This window comes from Streptomyces sp. NPDC002845, assembly GCF_053591955.1.
In genome coordinates, this window is the sequence record NZ_JBSFUU010000004.1 from 169711 (window position 1) to 189202 (window position 19492).

The 19492-nt window shown below is 70.3% G+C and carries 21 protein-coding genes; 14 read left to right on the plus strand and 7 right to left on the minus strand.

Annotated elements, in window-relative coordinates; translation table 11 throughout:
• Positions 1 to 65: 65 nt before the first annotated feature.
• Complete coding sequence (locus tag ACWD3C_RS04305) at positions 66 to 980, minus strand: class I SAM-dependent methyltransferase (RefSeq protein WP_451139909.1); 915 nt, start codon at positions 978 to 980, stop codon at positions 66 to 68.
• Between the two features lie 301 nt (positions 981 to 1281).
• On the opposite strand from ACWD3C_RS04305, the gene rpsA reads away from it, so the two are divergent.
• From rpsA to ACWD3C_RS04340, 7 genes are all read left to right on the plus strand, one after another.
• Positions 1282 to 2781, plus strand: coding sequence for a 30S ribosomal protein S1 (rpsA, locus tag ACWD3C_RS04310; protein WP_451139911.1), 1500 nt, complete (start codon positions 1282 to 1284; stop codon positions 2779 to 2781).
• Between the two features lie 201 nt (positions 2782 to 2982).
• Entirely contained in the window at positions 2983 to 4593 is a 1611-nt protein-coding gene (locus ACWD3C_RS04315) for an FAD-dependent oxidoreductase (protein WP_451139913.1), read from the plus strand.
• A 121-nt stretch (positions 4594 to 4714) separates the two neighbouring features.
• Positions 4715 to 5653, plus strand: a complete 939-nt coding sequence (locus ACWD3C_RS04320; RefSeq protein WP_451139915.1) for a PAC2 family protein — start codon at positions 4715 to 4717, stop codon at positions 5651 to 5653.
• A gap of 66 nt (positions 5654 to 5719) precedes the next feature.
• Positions 5720 to 6340 (plus strand): dephospho-CoA kinase, encoded by a 621-nt coding sequence (gene coaE / locus ACWD3C_RS04325; RefSeq protein WP_451139917.1) that lies wholly within the window; start codon positions 5720 to 5722, stop codon positions 6338 to 6340.
• A gap of 50 nt (positions 6341 to 6390) precedes the next feature.
• Positions 6391 to 6771 carry a tetratricopeptide repeat protein gene (locus ACWD3C_RS04330; protein ID WP_451139919.1) on the plus strand — a complete coding sequence of 127 codons (381 nt, stop codon included), beginning with the start codon at positions 6391 to 6393 and terminating at the stop codon, positions 6769 to 6771.
• A gap of 87 nt (positions 6772 to 6858) precedes the next feature.
• A complete protein-coding gene (locus ACWD3C_RS04335; RefSeq protein WP_451139921.1) occupies positions 6859 to 7551 on the plus strand; it encodes a class I SAM-dependent methyltransferase in 693 nt (230 codons plus the stop codon).
• A gap of 84 nt (positions 7552 to 7635) precedes the next feature.
• The gene (locus ACWD3C_RS04340) at positions 7636 to 8088 is read left to right on the plus strand and encodes a DoxX family protein (RefSeq protein ID WP_451139923.1); all 453 of its coding nucleotides are present in this window, start codon (positions 7636 to 7638) and stop codon (positions 8086 to 8088) included.
• Positions 8089 to 8288: 200 nt separating this feature from the next.
• Here ACWD3C_RS04340 and ACWD3C_RS04345 read toward each other — a convergent pair whose 3' ends face one another.
• Positions 8289 to 8846, minus strand: a complete 558-nt coding sequence (locus ACWD3C_RS04345; protein ID WP_451139925.1) for an RNA-binding S4 domain-containing protein — start codon at positions 8844 to 8846, stop codon at positions 8289 to 8291.
• Positions 8847 to 8927: 81 nt separating this feature from the next.
• Between ACWD3C_RS04345 and ACWD3C_RS04350 the strand changes: the two genes are divergently transcribed.
• Together ACWD3C_RS04350 and pip are read left to right on the plus strand one after the other, a co-directional pair.
• Positions 8928 to 9635 carry a uracil-DNA glycosylase gene (locus tag ACWD3C_RS04350; RefSeq protein ID WP_451139927.1) on the plus strand — a complete coding sequence of 236 codons (708 nt, stop codon included), beginning with the start codon at positions 8928 to 8930 and terminating at the stop codon, positions 9633 to 9635.
• Between the two features lie 73 nt (positions 9636 to 9708).
• Entirely contained in the window at positions 9709 to 10707 is a 999-nt protein-coding gene (gene pip / locus ACWD3C_RS04355) for a prolyl aminopeptidase (protein ID WP_451139929.1), read from the plus strand.
• Here the strand turns inward: pip and ACWD3C_RS04360 are convergent.
• Positions 10704 to 11111, minus strand: coding sequence for a (2Fe-2S) ferredoxin domain-containing protein (locus ACWD3C_RS04360; RefSeq protein ID WP_451139931.1), 408 nt, complete (start codon positions 11109 to 11111; stop codon positions 10704 to 10706). The two genes, pip and ACWD3C_RS04360, sit on opposite strands and share 4 nt — an antisense overlap.
• Entirely contained in the window at positions 11108 to 11812 is a 705-nt protein-coding gene (locus tag ACWD3C_RS04365; protein ID WP_451139933.1) for a GntR family transcriptional regulator, read from the minus strand. The genes ACWD3C_RS04360 and ACWD3C_RS04365 overlap by 4 nt, the downstream gene beginning before the upstream one ends.
• Positions 11813 to 11999: 187 nt before the next feature.
• On the opposite strand from ACWD3C_RS04365, the gene ACWD3C_RS04370 reads away from it, so the two are divergent.
• The 3 genes from ACWD3C_RS04370 (at position 12000) to ACWD3C_RS04380 (ending at position 15778) form a co-directional block, all read left to right on the plus strand.
• Entirely contained in the window at positions 12000 to 13496 is a 1497-nt protein-coding gene (locus ACWD3C_RS04370; protein WP_451139935.1) for an NCS1 family nucleobase:cation symporter-1, read from the plus strand.
• 2 nt (positions 13497 to 13498) lie between these two features.
• A complete protein-coding gene (locus tag ACWD3C_RS04375; RefSeq protein WP_451139937.1) occupies positions 13499 to 14212 on the plus strand; it encodes an aspartate/glutamate racemase family protein in 714 nt (237 codons plus the stop codon).
• A gap of 711 nt (positions 14213 to 14923) precedes the next feature.
• Entirely contained in the window at positions 14924 to 15778 is an 855-nt protein-coding gene (locus ACWD3C_RS04380) for a glycoside hydrolase family 6 protein (RefSeq protein WP_451139939.1), read from the plus strand.
• A gap of 27 nt (positions 15779 to 15805) precedes the next feature.
• Here ACWD3C_RS04380 and ACWD3C_RS04385 read toward each other — a convergent pair whose 3' ends face one another.
• From ACWD3C_RS04385 to ACWD3C_RS04395, 3 genes are all read right to left on the minus strand, one after another.
• Positions 15806 to 16207 (minus strand): RidA family protein, encoded by a 402-nt coding sequence (locus ACWD3C_RS04385; protein ID WP_451139941.1) that lies wholly within the window; start codon positions 16205 to 16207, stop codon positions 15806 to 15808.
• 58 nt (positions 16208 to 16265) lie between these two features.
• Positions 16266 to 17312 (minus strand): GNAT family N-acetyltransferase, encoded by a 1047-nt coding sequence (locus ACWD3C_RS04390; RefSeq protein WP_451139943.1) that lies wholly within the window; start codon positions 17310 to 17312, stop codon positions 16266 to 16268.
• Between the two features lie 65 nt (positions 17313 to 17377).
• Positions 17378 to 18046 carry a hypothetical protein gene (locus ACWD3C_RS04395; RefSeq protein WP_451139945.1) on the minus strand — a complete coding sequence of 223 codons (669 nt, stop codon included), beginning with the start codon at positions 18044 to 18046 and terminating at the stop codon, positions 17378 to 17380.
• A 162-nt stretch (positions 18047 to 18208) separates the two neighbouring features.
• Between ACWD3C_RS04395 and ACWD3C_RS04400 the strand changes: the two genes are divergently transcribed.
• Positions 18209 to 18628 carry a hypothetical protein gene (locus ACWD3C_RS04400; RefSeq protein ID WP_451139947.1) on the plus strand — a complete coding sequence of 140 codons (420 nt, stop codon included), beginning with the start codon at positions 18209 to 18211 and terminating at the stop codon, positions 18626 to 18628.
• A 59-nt stretch (positions 18629 to 18687) separates the two neighbouring features.
• The gene (locus ACWD3C_RS04405; protein WP_451140029.1) at positions 18688 to 19470 is read left to right on the plus strand and encodes a nucleotidyltransferase domain-containing protein; all 783 of its coding nucleotides are present in this window, start codon (positions 18688 to 18690) and stop codon (positions 19468 to 19470) included.
• Positions 19471 to 19492 lie beyond the last annotated feature (22 nt).

Genomic DNA, 19492 nt, shown 5'->3' on the forward strand with positions numbered 1-19492 from the left:
TGTCGTACGGCCGGGAAAACGCCCCTCACGCGCGCGTGCCGCCGGCCCGGCCGGTGCTGCCCGGTTCAGTCCCGCTCGCACACGAAGATCGCCGTCCCCGGGATCAGATTTCCGCGCAGCGGCGACCAGCCACCCCACTCGGAGGTGTTCCAGGCGGGCCACTCCGGTTCGACCAGGTCGGCCAGCCGGAAACCGGACGCCACGACGTCCCGGACGCGGTCGCCGAGGGTCCGGTGGTGCTCGACGTAGACCGCGTGCCCCCGCTCGTCCTGCTCGACGTACGGCGTGCGGTCGAAGTACGAGCCGGAGACCGACAGGCCCTCGGGGCCGGGCTCGTCCGGGAAGGCCCAGCGGATGGGGTGCGTCACCGAGAAGACGAACCGACCGCCGGGGCGCAGGACGCGGTGGACCTCACGCAGCACCCGCACCGGCTCCGCCACGAAGGGCAGCGCGCCGTACGCGGAGCAGGCCAGGTCGAAGGTCGCGTCCCTGAAGGGCAGCGCGGCCGCGTCGGCCTCCACGAGGGGCACGGGGCCGCCGATGCGCAGCGCGTGCTGGAGCTGGCGGTGGGAGAGGTCCAGGGCCACCGGGCGGGCGCCCTGGGCGGCCAGCCAGCGCGAGCACTGGGCCGCGCCGGCGCCGATCTCCAGGACGTCCTGGCCCTTGAGGTCCTCCGGCGGCCCCAGGAGCTCCGCCTCGATCTCGTCGAGCCCTTCGGGGCCCCACACGAAGCGGTCGTCCCCGAGGAACGTGCCGTGCTCGGTCTGGTACTCGTCCGCGTTCCGGTCCCACCAGCCCCGGTTGGCCCGGGCACTCTCCGTGGCGCCCGCCGCACGGCGGGTGGCTTCGGGCTCGGCGGATTCGGGCTCTTGGATGATCGGCTCCCTCGTCGTACTCTTCCGTCCAACCTGTTCCGGTCGTGTCACGGAAGGGGCGTCACGGGCCTGTGTGGCCTCCGGACGCCGTCCGGTGTGCGGCATACGAGTGCCGCCGCATGTGTTCTTGTGCCGGGATTGCGGCGATCCGCCCCGGGTGTGCGCCTTCGCGCATTGACCCTGCCCGGCTGCCCCCGTATGCTACAAGTTGCGCTGCGGGCCTGCGCACCTCAGACGTAGCAGGCTGCGCTCGCATCTGTATGTATGTCCCCTCGGTTGTCGAGGCGCCACCGGTTTTCGATCGGTGCGGCGCTTCCTTGGCTGTCCGGCTTCTGCAGAGCGAAACGGGCTCCCGGCGTAAAGCAGTACCTACGACTTCAATGTCCGTACCGGAGCCCTTTCCCACATGACGAGCAGCACCGAGACCACCGCAACCACCCCGCAGGTAGCGGTCAACGACATCGGTAACGAGGAAGCTTTCCTCGCCGCGATCGACGAGACGATCAAGTACTTCAACGACGGCGACATCGTCGACGGCGTCATCGTGAAGGTCGACCGGGACGAGGTCCTGCTCGACATCGGTTACAAGACCGAAGGTGTCATCCCGAGCCGAGAGCTCTCGATCAAGCACGACGTCGACCCGAACGAGGTCGTCGCCGTCGGAGACGAGATCGAGGCCCTTGTCCTCCAGAAGGAGGACAAGGAAGGCCGCCTGATCCTCTCGAAGAAGCGCGCCCAGTACGAGCGTGCCTGGGGCACCATCGAGAAGATCAAGGAAGAGGACGGCATCGTCACCGGTACCGTCATCGAGGTCGTCAAGGGTGGTCTCATCCTCGACATCGGCCTCCGTGGCTTCCTCCCGGCCTCCCTGGTCGAGATGCGCCGCGTTCGCGACCTCCAGCCCTACGTGGGCAAGGAGCTCGAGGCCAAGATCATCGAGCTGGACAAGAACCGCAACAACGTGGTCCTGTCCCGCCGTGCCTGGCTGGAGCAGACCCAGTCCGAGGTCCGCCAGACGTTCCTCACGACCCTCCAGAAGGGTCAGGTCCGTTCCGGTGTGGTCTCCTCGATCGTCAACTTCGGTGCCTTCGTGGACCTGGGTGGCGTCGACGGTCTGGTCCACGTCTCCGAGCTGTCCTGGAAGCACATCGACCACCCCTCCGAGGTCGTCGAGGTCGGCCAGGAGGTCACCGTCGAGGTCCTCGACGTCGACATGGACCGTGAGCGCGTCTCCCTGTCGCTGAAGGCGACCCAGGAAGACCCGTGGCAGCAGTTCGCCCGCACCCACCAGATCGGCCAGGTCGTTCCCGGCAAGGTCACGAAGCTGGTTCCGTTCGGTGCGTTCGTCCGCGTCGACGAGGGCATCGAGGGTCTGGTCCACATCTCCGAGCTGGCCGAGCGCCACGTGGAGATCCCGGAGCAGGTCGTCCAGGTCAACGACGAGATCTTCGTCAAGGTCATCGACATCGACCTCGAGCGCCGTCGCATCAGCCTCTCGCTGAAGCAGGCCAACGAGTCCTTCGGTGCCGACCCGGCCTCGGTCGAGTTCGACCCGACCCTGTACGGCATGGCCGCGTCCTACGACGACCAGGGCAACTACATCTACCCCGAGGGCTTCGACCCCGAGACCAACGACTGGCTCGAGGGCTACGAGAAGCAGCGCGAGGAGTGGGAGCGCCAGTACGCCGAGGCGCAGCAGCGCTTCGAGCAGCACCAGGCGCAGGTCATCAAGTCCCGCGAGGCGGACGCCCAGGCCGAGGCCGAGGGTGCCGCCACCCCGGGTGCGGCTCCGGCCGCTTCGGGTGGTGGCTCGTACTCCTCCGAGGGCCCGGACAACTCCGGCGCGCTCGCCTCGGACGAGGCCCTGGCCGCGCTCCGCGAGAAGCTCGCCGGCGGCCAGAGCTGATTGCTTGCCGCCAGGCAGTAGCCGACTGGTAACTGAGGGCCCGCACCCACTTTGGGTGCGGGCCCTCAGTGCGTGGGCGTCCAGCCGGTTGCACACGTGTATCCAGGGAAACGCGCGGGATATGTGGCAACTGGCATGTCGTAATGGATAGTTGAGAGGCTTCCCCGGTCCATCGATGATCGGAAAAGGGGAGCCGAACGCATGGCACACGCTCAGAACGAACCGGGTACGAGCCGGCGGATGTTTCTGCGCAACGTGGGTCTCACCAGTGGCGCGGGCGCGATGTTCGCCACCATGGGCGCCCTCGGACTCGCACCGACCGCACAGGCCGCCCAGCGCCAACAACCCTTCCGCGCACCAGCGGCCGGTGACTTCACGCTCACCGGGCGCGGTGCCGCCAGGGTGGTCATAGTGGGCGGCGGCATCGCCGGCCTGACCGCCGCGTACGAACTCGGCAAGGCGGGCTACGACTGTACGGTCCTGGAGGCCGGGGACCGCACCGGAGGACGCAACCTCACCGTCCGCCGCGGCGACACGACCACCGACCTGTACGGCAACCGGCAGACCGCCCGCTTCGCCGACGGCCAGTACATGAACACGGGCCCCGCCCGCCTGGCACAGTGGATGGTCACCCTCGACTACTGCCGCGAACTCGGCGTTCCCGTCGAGGTGTTCACCAACGCCAACGCGGACGCGTACATCTTCAACGAGTCGACCGGCATGACGAAGCCGATGCGTTACCGGACCGCGAAGGCCGACGTCTACGGGTACGTCTCCGAGTTGCTTGCCAAGGCCGCCCACAAGGGGGCACTCGACCAGGAGCTGACGGCGGAGGACCAGGAGAGACTCGTCGAGTTCCTCCAGGACTTCGGGGAACTGGGCGACAAGCTGACCTACGAGGGCGGCCGACGGCGCCGCGGGTACTCCGTCGTTCCGGGCGCGGCAGGAACCCCCGGTGCACCGCTCGGCGACATCCCGTCCGCCTCCGACGTCTTCGCCAGCGGTGTCGGACGCTACTTCGGCTTCGAGCTCGAGTTCGACCAGGCGATGCTGATGTTCCAGCCGGTCGGCGGCATGGACCAGATACCCAAGGCGCTCACCAGGGCGATAGGGGCCCGCCGCGTGTGGACCGGGGCCGTGGTCTCGAAAATCACCGACAAGGGGAGCGGTGTTTCGGTCACCTACACCCAGGGCGACCGTACGAAGGTGATCGACGCCGACTACTGCATCGGTGCCCTCCCGCCCAACATCCTCGCCAAGATCCCGCACAACCTCGGCTCCGGCGTGCAGAGCGCGCTGGACGAGATCGTTCCGTTGTCGGCGGCCAAGATCGGGCTGGAGTACCGCTCCCGTTGGTGGGAGCTGGACCACAACATCTACGGGGGCATCACCGAGACCGACCAGGACATCCTCGACATCTGGCACCCCTCGCACGGCTTCCACACCGAGCGTGGCGTCCTGATCGGCTACTACAACTACGGCGCCAACGCCGACTCGTACGCGAAGCTCACCCCCAAGGAGCGCGAGAAGCGGGCGGTGGCCGCCGGCGTGAAGATCTACGGCGAGAAGTACCGCACCGAGCTGGCCTCGTCCTTCTCGCACCACTGGCGCCAGATGCCCCACCTGGAGGCCGCCTGGCACTTCCTCCCGGACGGCCCCGACGCACCCCGCTACAAGCCGCTGAACGAGCCAACCGGGCGCGTCTACTTCGCCGGGGACTGGCTGAGCCACACCGTTGCCTGGCAGCACGGGGCCTTCGAGTCGGCCCGCAAGGCGGTGACTGCGCTGCATGCGCGCGTGCTGGGTGCTTAGGGGGACGCCGTCCCTTGTGCGGATGAAAACGCCGTAGGACGAGGTGATGAAGGGGCACGGGCGGGAATGGCCGTGCCCCCGACCGCGTTGTGCAGTACGAACACGAGGAGGAGCGGTCACAGTGCTTGATCCGCAGGGTTTGTACGAGTGGGAGCCGAAGGGCCTGGCAGTCGTCGACATGGCGCTCGCCCAGGAGTCGGCCGGATTGGTCATGCTCTACCACTTCGACGGATACATCGACGCGGGCGAGACCGGCGACCAGATCGTCGACCGGCTCCTCGGTTCGCTGCCCCATCAGGTCGTCGCACGCTTCGACCACGACCGGCTCGTGGACTACCGCGCCCGTCGTCCGCTGCTGACGTTCAAGCGCGACCACTGGACCGCCTACGAGGAGCCCACGCTCGACGTACGGCTCGTCCAGGACGCCACCGGGGCGCCCTTCCTGCTGCTGTCCGGCCCGGAGCCGGACGTGGAGTGGGAGCGCTTCGCGGTCGCCGTCCAGCAGATCGTGGAGCGGCTCGGCGTCCGCCTGTCGGTGAACTTCCACGGCATCCCCATGGGCGTCCCGCACACCCGCCCCGTGGGCCTCACACCGCACGGCAACCGTGCCGAGCTGGTGCCCGGCCACCGCAGCCCCTTCGAGGAGGCACAGGTCCCCGGCAGCGCCGAGTCGCTGCTGGAGTACCGCCTCGTGGAGGCCGGACACGACGTCCTGGGCGTCGCCGCGCACGTGCCGCACTACATCGCCCGCTCCGCTTACCCGGACGCCGCGCTGACCGTCCTGGAGGCGATCACCGGCGCGACCGGCCTGGTGCTGCCCGGTGTCGCGCACTCCCTGCGCACGGAGGCGTACCGCACGCAGACCGAGATCGACCGGCAGATCCAGGAAGGCGACGAGGAACTTGTCGCCCTCGTCCAGGGCCTGGAGCACCAGTACGACGCCGCCGCGGGCGCCGAGACACGCGGCAACATGCTCGCCGAGCCCGCCGACATCCCGTCCGCGGACGAGATCGGGCGCGAGTTCGAGAAGTTCCTCGCGGAGCGGGAGGGCGACGGCTGAGCGCCGGGGCGTCCGCGGGAAGGGGTGAGCTGGGGCCTGTCAGTGGCAGGCCCTAAGCTGCCGGTCATGCTGAAGGTAGGGCTGACCGGTGGCATCGGCGCCGGCAAGAGCGAAGTCTCCCGCCTGCTCGTCGAGTGCGGCGCGGTGCTGATCGACGCGGACCGGATCGCCCGCGAGGTCGTCGCGCGCGGAACTCCCGGCCTGGCGGTGGTTGTCGAGGCATTCGGCGAGGACGTGCTCGCCGAGGACGGCAGCCTGGACCGGCCCAAACTGGGCTCCATCGTGTTCGCCGACCCCGAGAAGCTCGCCGTACTGAACTCGATCGTGCACCCCCTGGTGGGCGCTCGCTCCCGGGAACTGGAGGCCGCGGCCCCCGAGGACGCCGTGGTCGTCCACGACGTCCCCCTCCTCGCCGAGAACGGACTCGCCCCGCTGTACGACCTCGTGGTCGTCGTGGACGCAAGCCCCGAGACACAGCTCGACCGGCTCGTACGCCTGCGCGGCATGACCGAGGAGGACGCCCGCGCGCGGATGGCCGCCCAGGCGCCCCGCGACAAGCGTCTGGAGATCGCGGACATCGTCATCGACAACGACGTCCCCCTGGAGGACCTGGAGCGGCGTGTACGGGATGTATGGGCGGATCTCGCCCGTAGAGCGCAGGAGCCCCGGGAACACTCCCAGGAATAGCGGTCCTTTACGGGGGCGTTGAATCCGTGCAGCAAGGGAAGGACTCAGCCGTGCCCGAGATCAGCGGTTCCGCCGGACGTACTCCGGAGACGCACGTCATAGACTTTCGCGCCGCCGAGCAACTGCTCGCCGCGGGCGATCCGCGGGGCGCGGTGAAGCTGCTCGACGGAGTCATCGCCGTACACCCCGAGAACACGGCCGCCCGGCTGCTGCGCGCGCGTGCCTTTTTCGCGGCGGCCCAACTGCGCCCTGCGGAACTGGAGTTCACCATCGTGCTGGAGCGCGAGCCGGACAACGCGTTCGCGCACTTCGCACTGGCCCGGACCTACGAGCGGCAGCACCGGCCCGATCCGGCCAAGCGGCACTTCCGCCTCGCCGCGGCGCTCGACCCGAACCCGGAGTACCTGGAAGCGGCCCGCTTCGACTCGTGAGCCGCGGCCGGGGCCTGCCGTAAGACATCACTCGATCGAGTGATGGAGAGGCGGAACGGCCCGGTGGGGGCGGGCCGTTGGAGGGATATGAGCATTCAGATGCGTGAGGGACACGAGGGAACCGGACCCGGTGCGATCACCCCGGACGGCTGCGCGGTCGAGCTCTACTCACGGCTGTCGTTGGGGAACGAGCCGGAGGTGATCGCCGCCGCCGCACCCGCGGGCGCGAGCATTCTCGAACTGGGCTGCGGGGTGGGGCGGATGACCCACCCGCTCGTGGAGCGCGGATTCAGGGTCACGGCCGTGGACGAGTCGGCGGACATGCTGGAGCGGGTGCGCGGGGCCCGCACGATATGCAGTCCGATCGAGGAACTCGACCTGGGCGAGAAATTCGATGTGGTGCTGCTCGCGTCCTTCCTCGTCCACACCGGGGACGAGGAGATGCGACGGGGGATGCTCAGGGCCTGTCTGCGGCATCTCGCGGACGGCGGTTCCGTGCTGATCCAGCGGGAGGGCGAGGACTACCACTCGAACGTGCCTCGCGAGCGGACCGACCCCAGCGGCTACACCGTACGGATCCTGTCGGCGGAGCCCGTCGGGAACGGGGCGAACTCGGTGCACGCCGAGTACGTCTTCCCGGACGCGATCTGGACCCAGACGTTTCAGGCGCGGCCGATGACCAAGCAACAGTTCGAGGAGGCCTTGGGGGAGGTGGGGCTGAGGGTGGACCGGTATCTGACGGAGGACCGGGTGTGGGTGAAGGCGTTGCCGGTCGGATAAGTCGGCGCCGGCGGCGATGAGTTTTGGACGACCCGTGGGTCTACTTCGGTGACAGCAACCCGAACTGCTTCACAGGAGACCCCGATGTCCGAAACCATCGCTCCCGTCACCGGCACCACCTCTGCCTCTGCCTCTGCCACGCGTACCGCCCGCAGCCGCCGCGCCGAGATCTCGCTGCGCGCTCTGCAGATCGTCCTCGCGCTCTTCTACGCGGGCGCCAGCGCACTGCCCAAGCTGATCGGGCACTCGTCGGCCGTCGAGATATTCGAGGAGATGGGCTGGGGCAGCGCGGGGATGTACACCATCGGCGCGCTCGAACTGGCCGGTGCCATCGCGCTGGTGGTCCCCGCGCTGGCCACGATCGCGGCGGTGTCGCTGGGCGCGCTGATGGTGGGGGCGTTCGTCACGCAGCTCACCGTGTTCGACGGGGAGAACGCGGCGACGCCGCTCATCCTGCTCGTCCCCCTCGCCGTGATCGCCTGGGCCCGCCGCCACCACACGGCCGAGCTGGTGCGGCTGGTACGACGACGGGCGTGACGGCGGTACGGGGGGCACGGGGTGCGCGTGGGACACGCGCGTACGTGGGGGTGTGAGAGGTGCGTGCGAGGTGCGTGGGTGCCCGCGCCGTCGAGGGTTCCCCGACCAACCGAGTCCGACCGGGTCGGTCGGGGTCGGGGAACCCTCGACGGCGTCGGACGACCCGCGCCGGGCCGACCGCAGGACCGCGGCGGCTGCCGTCACTCTCCCCTGGGGCTCCTGGAGCCGTCGTCAGGGGCCCCGAAGCCGCTGCCCGGGCCGCCGCCGAAGCCGCGGAGGCGTTCCAGTTCGCGGCGGTCGCGCTTGGTGGGGCGGCCGGTGCCGCGGTCGCGGATGCCGATGGGGGCGACGGCCTCGCGGGGCGGGGGCGGAGGGGAGTTGTCGACGTAGCACTCCACCGCGACCGGGGCGCCGACGCGCTTGCGGATCAGGCGCTTGACGACCACGATCCGTTCCCGGCCGGCGTGGCGGAGGCGGACCTCGTCGCCGACGCGTACCGAGTGGGAGGGCTTGACGCGTTCGCCGTTCACGCGGACGTGTCCGCCCCGGCAGGCGGTAGCACCTGCCGAGCGGGTCTTGACGAGTCGGACGGACCAGATCCAGCTGTCGATCCGCACGGTCTCGCCGTTCGCCGGGCCCGCCGCCCGGGCGGCGGCGACCGCGTCGGCGGAACCACGCGAACGGGCCTCGCCGGAAGCGGAGCGCTCCGACGACGAAGCCGTGTCCTTCACGTCCTCGACCGCATCTTCAGAAGCCATACCTCGACCTTAACTCCCCGGCCCGCCCGCCCCTCCCCGCTCGCCGGGGTTCGGCGATCGGCCCGGCCGTACCGTAAAGGCATGGACAGCACTCTCGGCGAACTCGACATCAGCGGGTGCCGGGCGTGCCCGCGGCTGGTCGAGTGGCGCGAGGAGGTGGCGCGGACGAAGCGGGCGGCCTTCGCCGAGTGGACGTACTGGGGGCGGCCGGTCCCCGGATTCGGGCCCGCTGACGCGTCCTTGCTGATCGTCGGGCTGGCGCCGGCCGCGCACGGGGCGAACCGGACGGGGCGGATGTTCACCGGGGACCGCTCGGGGGACGTGCTGTACGCGGCGCTGCACGAGGTGGGGCTCGCCTCGGGCGGGACCGCGGTGAGTGCGGACGACGGGCTGGAGCTGTACGGCGTGCGGATCACCTCGCCGGTGCGCTGCGCCCCGCCCGCCAACAAGCCGACGCCCGAGGAGCGGGACACCTGTCGGCCATGGCTGGTGCGGGAGCTGACCTTGCTCCGGCCCACGGTGCGGGCGGTGGTGGTGCTCGGGGCCTTCGGATGGCAGGCCGCGCTGCCCGCGCTCGCCGAAGCGGGGTGGGCCGTGCCCCGGCCACGGCCCGCCTTCGCGCACGGGGCCCGGGTCCGGCTGGCGGGGGAGGACGGTGACCTGGAGCTCTTCGGGTGCTTCCACGTCAGCCAGCGGAACACGTTCACCGGGCGGCTCACTCCCGCGATGCTGAGGGATGTGCTGCGCACGGCGGCGGACGCGGCCGGGCTGAGCACCACCGAGCCGTAGAGCGCTCTCCTGGCCGTGCGGGGCGAGGGAAAAACGGCTGCTGACAGCACCGTACGCACGTTATGGTCGCGCGATGCCCCTCTACCCGGAGATCGAACCGTACGACCACGGCATGCTCGACGTCGGTGACGGCAATCGCGTGTACTGGGAGGTCTGCGGCAATCCGCGCGGCAAGCCCGCCGTGATGCTGCACGGCGGGCCCGGCTCCCGCAGCAACCCCAACTTCCGGCGCTACTTCGACCCGGCCGCGTATCGGATCGTCCTGCTCGACCAGCGCGGCTGCGGCCGGTCCACGCCGCCGGCGAGCGCGTACGAGACCGACATGAGCGTCAATACGACGCCTCACCTCATCGCCGACCTGGAGCTGCTGCGACGGCACCTCGGGATCGAGCGGTGGCTGGTGTGGGGCGTGTCGTGGGGGTCGGTGCTCGGGCTGCGGTACGCGCAGACGCACCCCGGTTCCGTGTCCGAGCTGGTCCTCACCTGCGTCGCCACCGGATCCGATGCCGAAGTGTCCTTGCTCACCAGGGGACTCGGGCAGTTCTTCCCCGAGGCATTCGAGCGGTTCCTCGCCGAACTGCCCGAGGACGAGCGCGACGGCAGCCTCGCGGCCGCCTACAACCGGCTGATCGAGTCGCCCGACCCGGAGGTGCGGGCGCGGGCGGCGCGTGCCTGGACCGACTGGGAGACGGCGATCATTCCCGCGCCGCCACGGTCCGTCGAGCGCTACGAGGACCCGGTGTTCCGCATGGGCTTCGCCCGTACCGTCACGCACTACTGGGGAAACGACCACTTCCTCGGCGAGGGGAACGAGGAGGGCGTCGTCCTGCGGGACGCGCCCCTGCTCAAGGACATCCCCGGCACCCTTGTCCAGGGCAGCCTCGACTTCGGCAACCTGCTCGGCATCGTCTGGCGCCTCCACCACGCCTGGCCCGGCAGCGAGTTGATCGTCATCGACGAGGTCGGGCACAACGCGGGCGCCCCGAGCATGGTGGACGCGCTGGTGGCGGCGACGGACAAGTACGCGGTCCGCGTACAGCCGATAGCCGAGCCCGAGCAGAGACGGTCCTAGCGGCGCGCCCGGGTCCGTTCCCCCGCCGACTGGACGAATTGGAGTTCCAGGACGGGCGGGGGAGGGGCGATGCCCGGGCCGCCGGCCTCGGCCCAGCGCAGTATCTCGTCGGTGCAGTCGTCACCCATCGACCAGCCGATCCATACGGCCTTGCCCCCGCGCCTGCGCCCTTCCCCCGACGGCTGGACGACGATGACGTTCGCCTGGTCGCAGGGGCCGAGGCAGTCCGTCGTACGGACCGCGAGGCGGCCGTCGGAGGCCGCGGCCGCCGCCCGGAGCCGGTCCAGCTGCCAGTCGTGGTCGTAGCCGGGGTACTTGCGGGAGTCCCCGCAGCAGCAGCCGCGGCAGACGACGAGAGTGCAGGGGCGGTTCCGGGCGGCGCCGATCACCGTACGGGCGGTCACAGTTCTCCCTGAGCGTCGCGGGTGTCGCGGTTGTCGTCGGCTTCGCGGTTGTCGTCGACCTCGCCGAAGAGGTGCCGGACCGTCGAACGGTAGTTCGCTCGCACATGGCTGAGCGCGTGGGCGCGGGCCCGTTCCGGATCTCCGGAGGCGATCGCCTCGTACAGCTCGCGGTGTTCGGTGAGGAGTTGGGGCCACTCCTCGTTCTGGCGGGTGAGCCAGCGGAGCCGGCCGTCGACCGGTTCCATGACGGATATCAACAGGCTGTTGCCCGCCATGGCCAGGATGCCGTCGTGGAAGCGGGTGTTGACGTCGGTGATCGTCTCGGCGTCCCCGGCCTCGGTGGCGATCGCCGCCTGCTCCAGCAGGGCCGCGAGCCCCGCGAGGGATTCCGGCGTCGCACGGGAGGCGGCGAGCCCGGCGGTGTACACCTCCAATGCCTCGCGCAGCTCGAACAGTTCGGCCACGTCCGTCGCGGTGAGGCGGCGGACGACCGTGCGGCGCGGGGTCTCGAACAGGACGAAGCCCTCGGCGACCAGGGCGCGGATCGCCTCGCGGACCGGCACCCGGGAGACCCCGAAGCGGTCGGCCAGCTCGCGCTCGACGAGCCGGTCGCCGGGGCGCAGGCGGCCCGCGATGATGTCCTGCCGCAAGGTGCCCAGGACGCGTTCGCGTACGGCACCGAGCGGTTCGATCTTCGTCATGGGGCCATCTTCGCCGACGCGGGTCAGGTTTACGCACTTGTAACGGCAGGGATATGGCCGAGAACCATTGGTGGCGAGACTATGAGCGCAGTTTGGTATACCAAAAATTCATTAACCTCCGGCAAGCCTCAAGTGAACCCCCCGCCCTGACAGGCCACCTCCGTCCCCTCGCTCATGGAGGACCCCCGTGTCCCTCGCCGACCGTGCCGAAGTCACCGGCACAGCCGTGTTCGTCCCCGACCCCCGGCTCACCAACGAAGACCTCGCGCCCGCCACCGAGCGCAAATGGAAGGTGTTCGACCTCTTCGCGATGTGGATGTCCGACGTCCACAACCTCGGCAACTACACGTTCGCGGCGGGCCTGCTGGTGCTCGGCATGAACGTCTGGCAGGTCTTCACCTCCCTGCTCGTCGGCTTCGTGCTCATCTACGTCGGCATGAACTGGATGGGGAAGATCGGGCAGCTCCACGGAGTCCCGTTCCCCGTCGTCAGCCGCATCAGCTTCGGCGTCTGGGGCGCCAACATCCCCGCTCTCATCCGGGCCGTGATCGCCATCATGTGGTACGGCATCCAGACCTACCTCGCGTCCGTCGCCGTCAACGTGATGCTGCTCGCCGCCTGGCCGAGCCTGGAGTCCTGGACGCGGAACTCGTTCCTGGGGCTCGACACGCTCGGCTGGATCTCCTTCATCGCCCTCTGGATCATCCAGGCGCTGATCATCAGCCAGGGCATGGAATCCGTGAGGAAGTTCCAGGACTTCTGCGGTCCGGCCATCTGGGTCGTGATGATCGCGCTCGCCGTGTGGATCCTCGCCAAGGCCGGCTGGACCATCTCGCTCACCTCCACCCCGAACCCGGTCTCGGTCGGCGAGCAGTGGCGGCAGTGGTTCGGCGCGATCGGCCTCGTCCTCGCCACCTACGGCACGCTGATGCTCAACTTCTGCGACTTCTCCCGCTTCGCGCCCGACTACAAGACCGTCAAGCGCGGCAACTTCTGGGGCCTGCCCATCAACTCGACCGCCTTCGTCGTCGTGTCGGTCATCGTCACGGCCGGCTCGCTGGAGGTGTTCGGTGAGGCCATCACCGACCCCGCCGCACTCGTCGCCAAGGTCGGCAACACCTGGGTGCTCGTCCTGGCCGCACTGACCTTCGCCATCGCCACCATGGGCGTCAACATCGTCGCCAACTTCGTCTCCCCGGCGTACGACCTCGCCAACGTCTGGCCGCAGAAGATCACCTTCAAGGTCGGCGGCATGATCAGCACGGTCGCCGCGCTGGTGGTGACCCCGTGGAACCTTTTCTCCAACCCCACCGTCGTCCAGTACTTCCTCGGCGGCCTCGGCGCCTTCCTGGGCCCGCTGTTCGGCGTGATCATGCTCGACTACTTCTGGATCAAGCGCGGCCGGATCGACGCCGACCAGCTCTTCAGCGCCGAGCCGGACTCCCCGTACTACTACCGCAAGGGCGTCAACCCCAAGGCCCTGTGGGCGTTCCTGCCCGCGGCGGCGGTCGCGGCGGTGCTCGCGCTGGTGAAGGACTTCGGCGCCGTGGCCCCGTACTCGTGGTTCATCGGGACCGCGCTCGCGGCCGGGCTGTACGCGGTGCTGTGCCGGCCGGAACGCGCGGCCGCCGAGCGGTCCGCCGTCGCCCAGCCCGCCACCGAGTCCGCCGTTGTGGAGGGCTGAGCGTGCGGATCGTCGTCACCAACTGCAATACGACGCAGGGGATGACCGAGGAGATCGTACGAGGTGCCCGGGCCGCCGCAGGCCCGGGCACCACCGTGACCGGGCTGACCCCCGCCTGGGGCCCCGAGTCCGCGGAGGGCTGGCTCGACAGCTACCTCTCCGCCGCCGCCGTCCTCGACACCCTGCGCACGTACGAGGAGCCGTACGACGCCGTCGTCATGGCCGGGTTCGGGGAGCACGGGCGGGAGGGCGCGCGGGAACTGGTGGACGTGCCCGTCGTCGACATCACCGAGGCCGCCGCCCACCTCGCGTGCCTGCTCGGGCGGCGGTACGGGGTCGTCACCACGCTGGAGCGGTCGTGCGGGCAGATCGAGGACAGCCTGGAGGTGGCGGGCGTGGGCCGCAACTGCGTCGCCGTCGTCGGTACGGGGGTGGGGGTGCTCGACCTGGGGGACCCGGTGCGCACGGAGGAGGCCTTCGTCGCCGCCGCCGAGCGTGCGCGGGACGCCGGGGCCGAGGTCCTGGTGCTCGGGTGCGCCGGGATGACGGGGTTGCAGCGGGCGGTGGGAGCGAAGCTCGGGCTGCCGGTGGTCGACGGGGTGGGGGCGGCGGTGAAGCTCGCCGAGTCGCTGGTGGAGTTGGGGCTGACGACCAGTCGGGTTGGGGGGTACGCGAAGCCGTTGCCCAAGCGTCGGGTGTGGGGCGGGCGGGGTTAGGGCGGGGTTCGGATGACTGTCGTAGGGCACAGGTTGAGGCCGGCCTGCGCCGTAAGACCGGCTCTGGCTTCGGGCCCTGGCTCGCGTCCGTGGGGAGGTCCTGAGGTCCGGGTGCGGCCTGGCTTCGCCTCCGAAAGCCGCCTTTTGGGCGCCTGTGAGTTGCAGGGCGACGCCGGTGAGGTGGCCCCGCGTCGGTGAGCCGGTTCCGGGCCGGTGAGGTGGCCGGGATGCGCGTGAGTTGGGCCGGAGTCGCGTGAGCCCCAAGGGTTGTATGACTTCGCCTCCGTCGGGGTGATCTTGTCGCGACCCGGCGAGGGACGACGGTGCGGTAGGCGGTGCATGCCTTCAGACTCCGGGAAACACGAGTCGCCGCCCGAACGGAGACAGCCCGTGCCCGGTCCGGGTCCCTTGCTGAGATCGTTCCTTGCCACCGCGCTGGTGGCGGTGTGCTGCGCGGCAGGGGCCGGGGGCGCGTCGGATGCCCGGTCCTTGGCCGTGGGGCTGGCGGGGGTTCGGGACGTGGGCCGGGCGGAGTCCGAAGCCGTCGGGTCGGCGGGGGTTCAGGACGTGGGCCGGGCAGGGACCGAAGCCGTAGGGCCGGCAGGGATTGAGGGTGTGGACCGGATGGGGACCGAAGCCGTTGGGCCGGAGGGGAGTCGGGACGCGGGCCGGGCAGGGACCGGGCCCGCAGATCAGGGTGCCCCGTTCTGGGTGAACCCGGAGTCCGGTGCCGCTCGGCAGGCCGCCGAGTACCGTCTCCTCGGCCGCACCGCCGACGCCCTCCTCATGGACCGCATCGCGACCAGACCGCAGGCCGAGTGGCTCGTCGGCGTCAGCCCCCGGATGACCGTCGAGGCCCGTACCACGGCCGCGGCCCGCGCCGGCCGCGTCGCGGTCCTCGTGGCGTACTACCTCCCGAACCGCGACTGCGGCCAGTACTCGAGCGGCGGTGCCGGGAGCGCCGCCGCCTACCGTGCGTGGGTCGACCAGTTCGCGGCGGGTCTCGGCGACCGGGATGCGTACGTGATCGTCGAACCGGACGCCGTCGCCCACGTGGTGGCGGGCTGTACGCAGGTCGTGGCGAGCGAGCGGTACGCCCTGCTCGCGTACGCCGTCGACCGGATCAAGCGGCAGCCGGGCGCCCGCGTCTACCTCGACGCGGGCAACTCCGCCTGGATTCCGCAGACGTCAAGGCTCGTCGCCCCGCTCACGGCGTCCGGGATCGCCCGCGCCGACGGGTTCGCGCTCAATGTCGCCAACTTCGAGACGAACGCGACCAGTTCGGCGTACGGCGAGGCGCTGTCGGCCCAACTCGGCGGCAAGCACTTCGTGATCGACACCAGCCGGAACGGCAACGGTCCCTACACCGGCACCGATGCCTGGTGCAATCCACCGGGCCGGGCTCTCGGCGTACCGCCGACCACCCGCACCGACGAGCCGCTGATCGACGCCTACCTGTGGATCAAACGCCCCGGCGAGTCGGACGGCACCTGCCGCGGCGGACCGGAGGCGGGGCAGTGGTGGCCGTCGTACGCACTGGAACTGGCCCGCAACGCACGCGGCTGAGCAGAGCGCGGGCGGTCTGGTCCCCGTTCAGTCCAGCACCACCGCCGTCGCGGTTATCTCCACCAGCTGGCCCGTGTAGCCGAGGCAGGCCACGCCGAGCAGGGTCGACGAGTGCGGGCCGACGCTGAGACCGGAGGCCTCGACGACGTCCCACACCGCGGAGAGCACCGCGGGCTCACCGCTCACGACGTACACGTCGGTCGACACGACGTGCGCGAAGTCGCTGCCGACCGCGCGCAGCTGCTCACCGAGGTTCGCGAGCACCTGCTCGGCCTGTCGTACGGGATCTCCCTCGCCGACAAGTTTCCCCTCGGCGTCCAACGGGACGGAACCGGCGAGAAAGGCGAGCTTCGTCCCCGCCTCGACGACGGACGCGTGGGAGTAGACGGGCGGCGGGAGGAGATGGGGGACGGTGACACGGTGGATCATGGGGCCTCCTGGAGGTTTCAGCGACCAGCCGACCAGCCGCGACCAGTTGATCAGCCGATCATCCGTGTCTCGGACGCCGACCGCATCCAGGTTTCGCCCCACCGCCCGTCCAAGGGCCCGCCCACGGACCGAAGCGCAAGACGCCACCGTCCGGACTGTACGTACCGTACGGGCGATACGGACCGTCCACTCGCCATCCCTCCTCCCGAGCCACACGCTCGAAGATCCCGATCTTGTACGCGAGCCCTTCCGGCTCCCCGATGTCGCACCACTGACTCGCCCTGGCCCACTCCTCCTCTCCCCGGGCCAACGGACGCCCCCGCACGGCGAGATGCAGAGCGAGCGTCGCCCGCGCGTAGTGCCGCAGGCGTACGGTGTCACGCTCGTCCTGCGTGCGTACGTACTCCTCGGTCTCCCGCAGCCGAAGCCGCCCGCCCTCGTGCCCGGCCACGAGGAGCGGGGCGAACTCGCCCGGGCCGGAGGCGTAGGAGCCGTGGCGCGCCGTGAGGAAAGCCAACTCGTCCTCGGTCTCCCGGACCTCGTACCGGGGGAGGTACGACAGCCGGGCGAACCCCAGGGCGTGCTTCCACGAGGTGACCCACAGCCCGCGTTCGAGGTAGTAGCGGACGGACTTCTGCCAGGTCCAGTACGCGTCCAGGCGGAACCCGTGCAGCCCTTCCGCGAGGCACGCCTCGTACAGGGTGTCCAGCACCGTCGAGGCGAGCCCCCGCCGTCGGGCGACCGGGTGGACGTACAACGACCAGACCGGCAGCGCACCGGCGCCCACGGGCCAGGTGCCGACGGCGACGGTACCCAGGGGGCCGGTGGTGCGGCCGCCGCCTCCGTACTCCGCCCGGATCCAATACGGCCTCAGATACTCGTCGTCGAACTCGTACATCCTTCCGTGCGCCCCCAGCCGGACCCGTAACTCCCTCTCGCGCGTGCTCGTGAGCGAGTCGGGGTCGACGCACTCGCCGAGGGCGCCCTCGGCGAGTGAGGCGAGGTCCCAGAGCCCGAACCGCCGCTGCTCGGCCGGGCCGACCGGGCGCAGGACGGGGCAGGACGAGAGACGTTCGTGCACGCGCAGGGCGTGATCATCTTGCATGGGCCGGAGCGTAAGGAGGTTCCGGGCCCAATTGCCCTGCTCTGCCGGGGACTTCATCGCGTACTTCACCAGGGCGGTGGACCAAGCCCTTGCTCACTCGCCCGCCTTTCGCACTCCTGTGCAAGGGGTGGGTACGCCTCGGCGATGGCCGCGCAGATCCGACTCCGCAACAGCGTCACGGCCTCGGCACGCCCGGACGACCGCCCGTGCCCCGGCAATCCGTCGAGGAGCTGGGCGTAGTGACTCATCCGATGCAGCAGGTAGTCGACCTTCCAGAGGTCGAGTGCGGAGCGGCCCCCGGGTTCGGTCTCAGCACTTGGCACCTTGACCTCGTCGACCGTGGTCCTCGCGGCCCGTCGCAGCTCCGCCTCCCTCCGCGCCCGGTGCTCGACGGCACGCAGCGCCAGCTTGCCCGGATCCAGCCGGGGCACGTCGATCGGCTCGGCCGTGATCCGCTCCAGCACCTCGTCCCGCCGCCGCTGCACCGCGGCCCGCACCTCCTCCGACCGCCGCGCCGAAGCCTCGGTCATCTCCCGGAACTCCTGGCTCCGTTCTGCCGCCTCGACCCGCTCGACGCGATACAGCCGCACCTGGGGTGCCGTCCTGAACTGCGCGTTGACACTCAGCCGGTCCGGCGCCCCGAGCAGCCGACGCACCGTCCCTCCGGTCCAACCACGCGCCCGCAACCCGGCCAACGACACATACCGCTGCCCGTCCTCCTCGTATCCGGCCATGGCCATCTCCCCCGTACCCACTCGCACTCGCTCACTTCGTCACGCTCTGTGACGACACAATTCATTGATAGCGGGTGCCACTGACAATCGCCGCGCTGCGGGCTCGCAGGCTACGGTTGGAATCCGGAAAGGTGAGGCAGGGCAGAAGACGAAGGGGGCCTGGTGGACACGGAGTTGACCGCACTGGCGGCGGCCGGGGCCACGGCGCTGGTGCAGCAGATGGTGACCGATGGGTGGACGCAGGTGCGGGACCGGGTCGTGGCTCTGTTCGCGCGGGGGAGGGAAGAGGAGGCCGTCCAGGGGGAGCTGGAGGAGTCCCGCGCCGATCTGGTCGCGGCGCAGGACTCCGGCGACGAGGAGGCCGTGGCCGACGTACAGGCCGAGTGGCGCAACCGTCTCCGCCGCACACTCCGCGCCGACCCGGAGGCCGCTGCGGAACTCCGCACCTTGCTGGACGAGTTGGCGCCCCCGGCCGACGATCAGGGCAAGGGAACCGCCCACAACCACAACACCATCAGCGGCGGCGTACAGCACGGCACCGTCATCCAGGCTCACACGGTCGGCGACCTGACGATCGGGTGACCGCGACGACGAGCGGGGACGGCTCGGCTCGTCCTGACCGGGAGGCCTCCGACCAGAGGGTGAGCTGGGAGGCGCCCGACCCCGCTTTCCTCGACCACGTGGCCGACCGCCTCGCCGCCCTCCCCACTGTCCGTGCCGTCGCCCTCGGAGGCTCCCGGGCAGAGGGCACCCACGGCCCGGACAGCGACTGGGACTTGGCGATCTACTACCGAGGTGCCTTCGACCCCGCCGACCTCCGGGCCCTCGGCTGGAAGGGTGAGGTCTCCGAGATCGGTGGCTGGGGCGGAGGAGTGTTCAACGGCGGCGCCTGGCTCACGATCGACGGGCGGCGCGTCGACGTCCACTACCGCGATCTCGATGTCGTCGAGCGTGAGCTGGCCGAGGCACAGGAGGGCCGCTTCCGGGTCGAGCCCCTCCTCTTCCACCTCGCCGGAATCCCCACCTACCTGCTCGTCGCCGAACTCGCCGTCAACCGTGTCCTGCGCGGCGAGTTGCCCCGCCCGGTCTCGTACCCGGAGAAGCTCCGCCACCGTGCCGCCGAGCGCTGGCACGGCACCGCCCGCGCCACCCTCGCCTACGCCAAGGCCAACCATGCGCCGAAGGGCCACCTCACGGAGGTCGCCGGGGCTATCGCCACGGCTGCCGTGCAGGCCGGGCATGGGGTGTTGGCGGGGCGAGGGGAGTGGGTGACGAACGAGAAGCGGTTGCTGGAGCGGGCGGGCTTGCGGGCGGTCGACGGCATCATCGGGAGGCTCCGCGCGGAACCGGAGGTGCTGCTGCGGGCGGTTTCCGAGGCAGAGGCGCTCTGTGAACCCCCTGATGCTTACTCCGAGCCCGTCTGAGGCTCAGCCGCCTGTCGGCTGT

What these genes read in the sequence shown, in the direction of transcription:
- ACWD3C_RS04305 (WP_451139909.1), bottom strand. Translation starts at nt 980, where the DNA reads ATGCCGCACACCGGACGGCGTCCGGAGGCCACACAGGCCCGTGACGCC.
- rpsA (WP_451139911.1), top strand. Translation starts at nt 1,282, where the DNA reads ATGACGAGCAGCACCGAGACCACCGCAACCACCCCGCAGGTAGCGGTC.
- ACWD3C_RS04315 (WP_451139913.1), top strand. Translation starts at nt 2,983, where the DNA reads ATGGCACACGCTCAGAACGAACCGGGTACGAGCCGGCGGATGTTTCTG.
- coaE (WP_451139917.1), top strand. Translation starts at nt 5,720, where the DNA reads ATGCTGAAGGTAGGGCTGACCGGTGGCATCGGCGCCGGCAAGAGCGAA.
- ACWD3C_RS04335 (WP_451139921.1), top strand. Translation starts at nt 6,859, where the DNA reads ATGAGCATTCAGATGCGTGAGGGACACGAGGGAACCGGACCCGGTGCG.
- ACWD3C_RS04340 (WP_451139923.1), top strand. Translation starts at nt 7,636, where the DNA reads ATGTCCGAAACCATCGCTCCCGTCACCGGCACCACCTCTGCCTCTGCC.
- ACWD3C_RS04345 (WP_451139925.1), bottom strand. Translation starts at nt 8,846, where the DNA reads ATGGCTTCTGAAGATGCGGTCGAGGACGTGAAGGACACGGCTTCGTCG.
- ACWD3C_RS04350 (WP_451139927.1), top strand. Translation starts at nt 8,928, where the DNA reads ATGGACAGCACTCTCGGCGAACTCGACATCAGCGGGTGCCGGGCGTGC.
- pip (WP_451139929.1), top strand. Translation starts at nt 9,709, where the DNA reads ATGCCCCTCTACCCGGAGATCGAACCGTACGACCACGGCATGCTCGAC.
- ACWD3C_RS04365 (WP_451139933.1), bottom strand. Translation starts at nt 11,812, where the DNA reads ATGACGAAGATCGAACCGCTCGGTGCCGTACGCGAACGCGTCCTGGGC.
- ACWD3C_RS04385 (WP_451139941.1), bottom strand. Translation starts at nt 16,207, where the DNA reads ATGATCCACCGTGTCACCGTCCCCCATCTCCTCCCGCCGCCCGTCTAC.
- ACWD3C_RS04390 (WP_451139943.1), bottom strand. Translation starts at nt 17,312, where the DNA reads ATGCAAGATGATCACGCCCTGCGCGTGCACGAACGTCTCTCGTCCTGC.
- ACWD3C_RS04395 (WP_451139945.1), bottom strand. Translation starts at nt 18,046, where the DNA reads ATGGCCGGATACGAGGAGGACGGGCAGCGGTATGTGTCGTTGGCCGGG.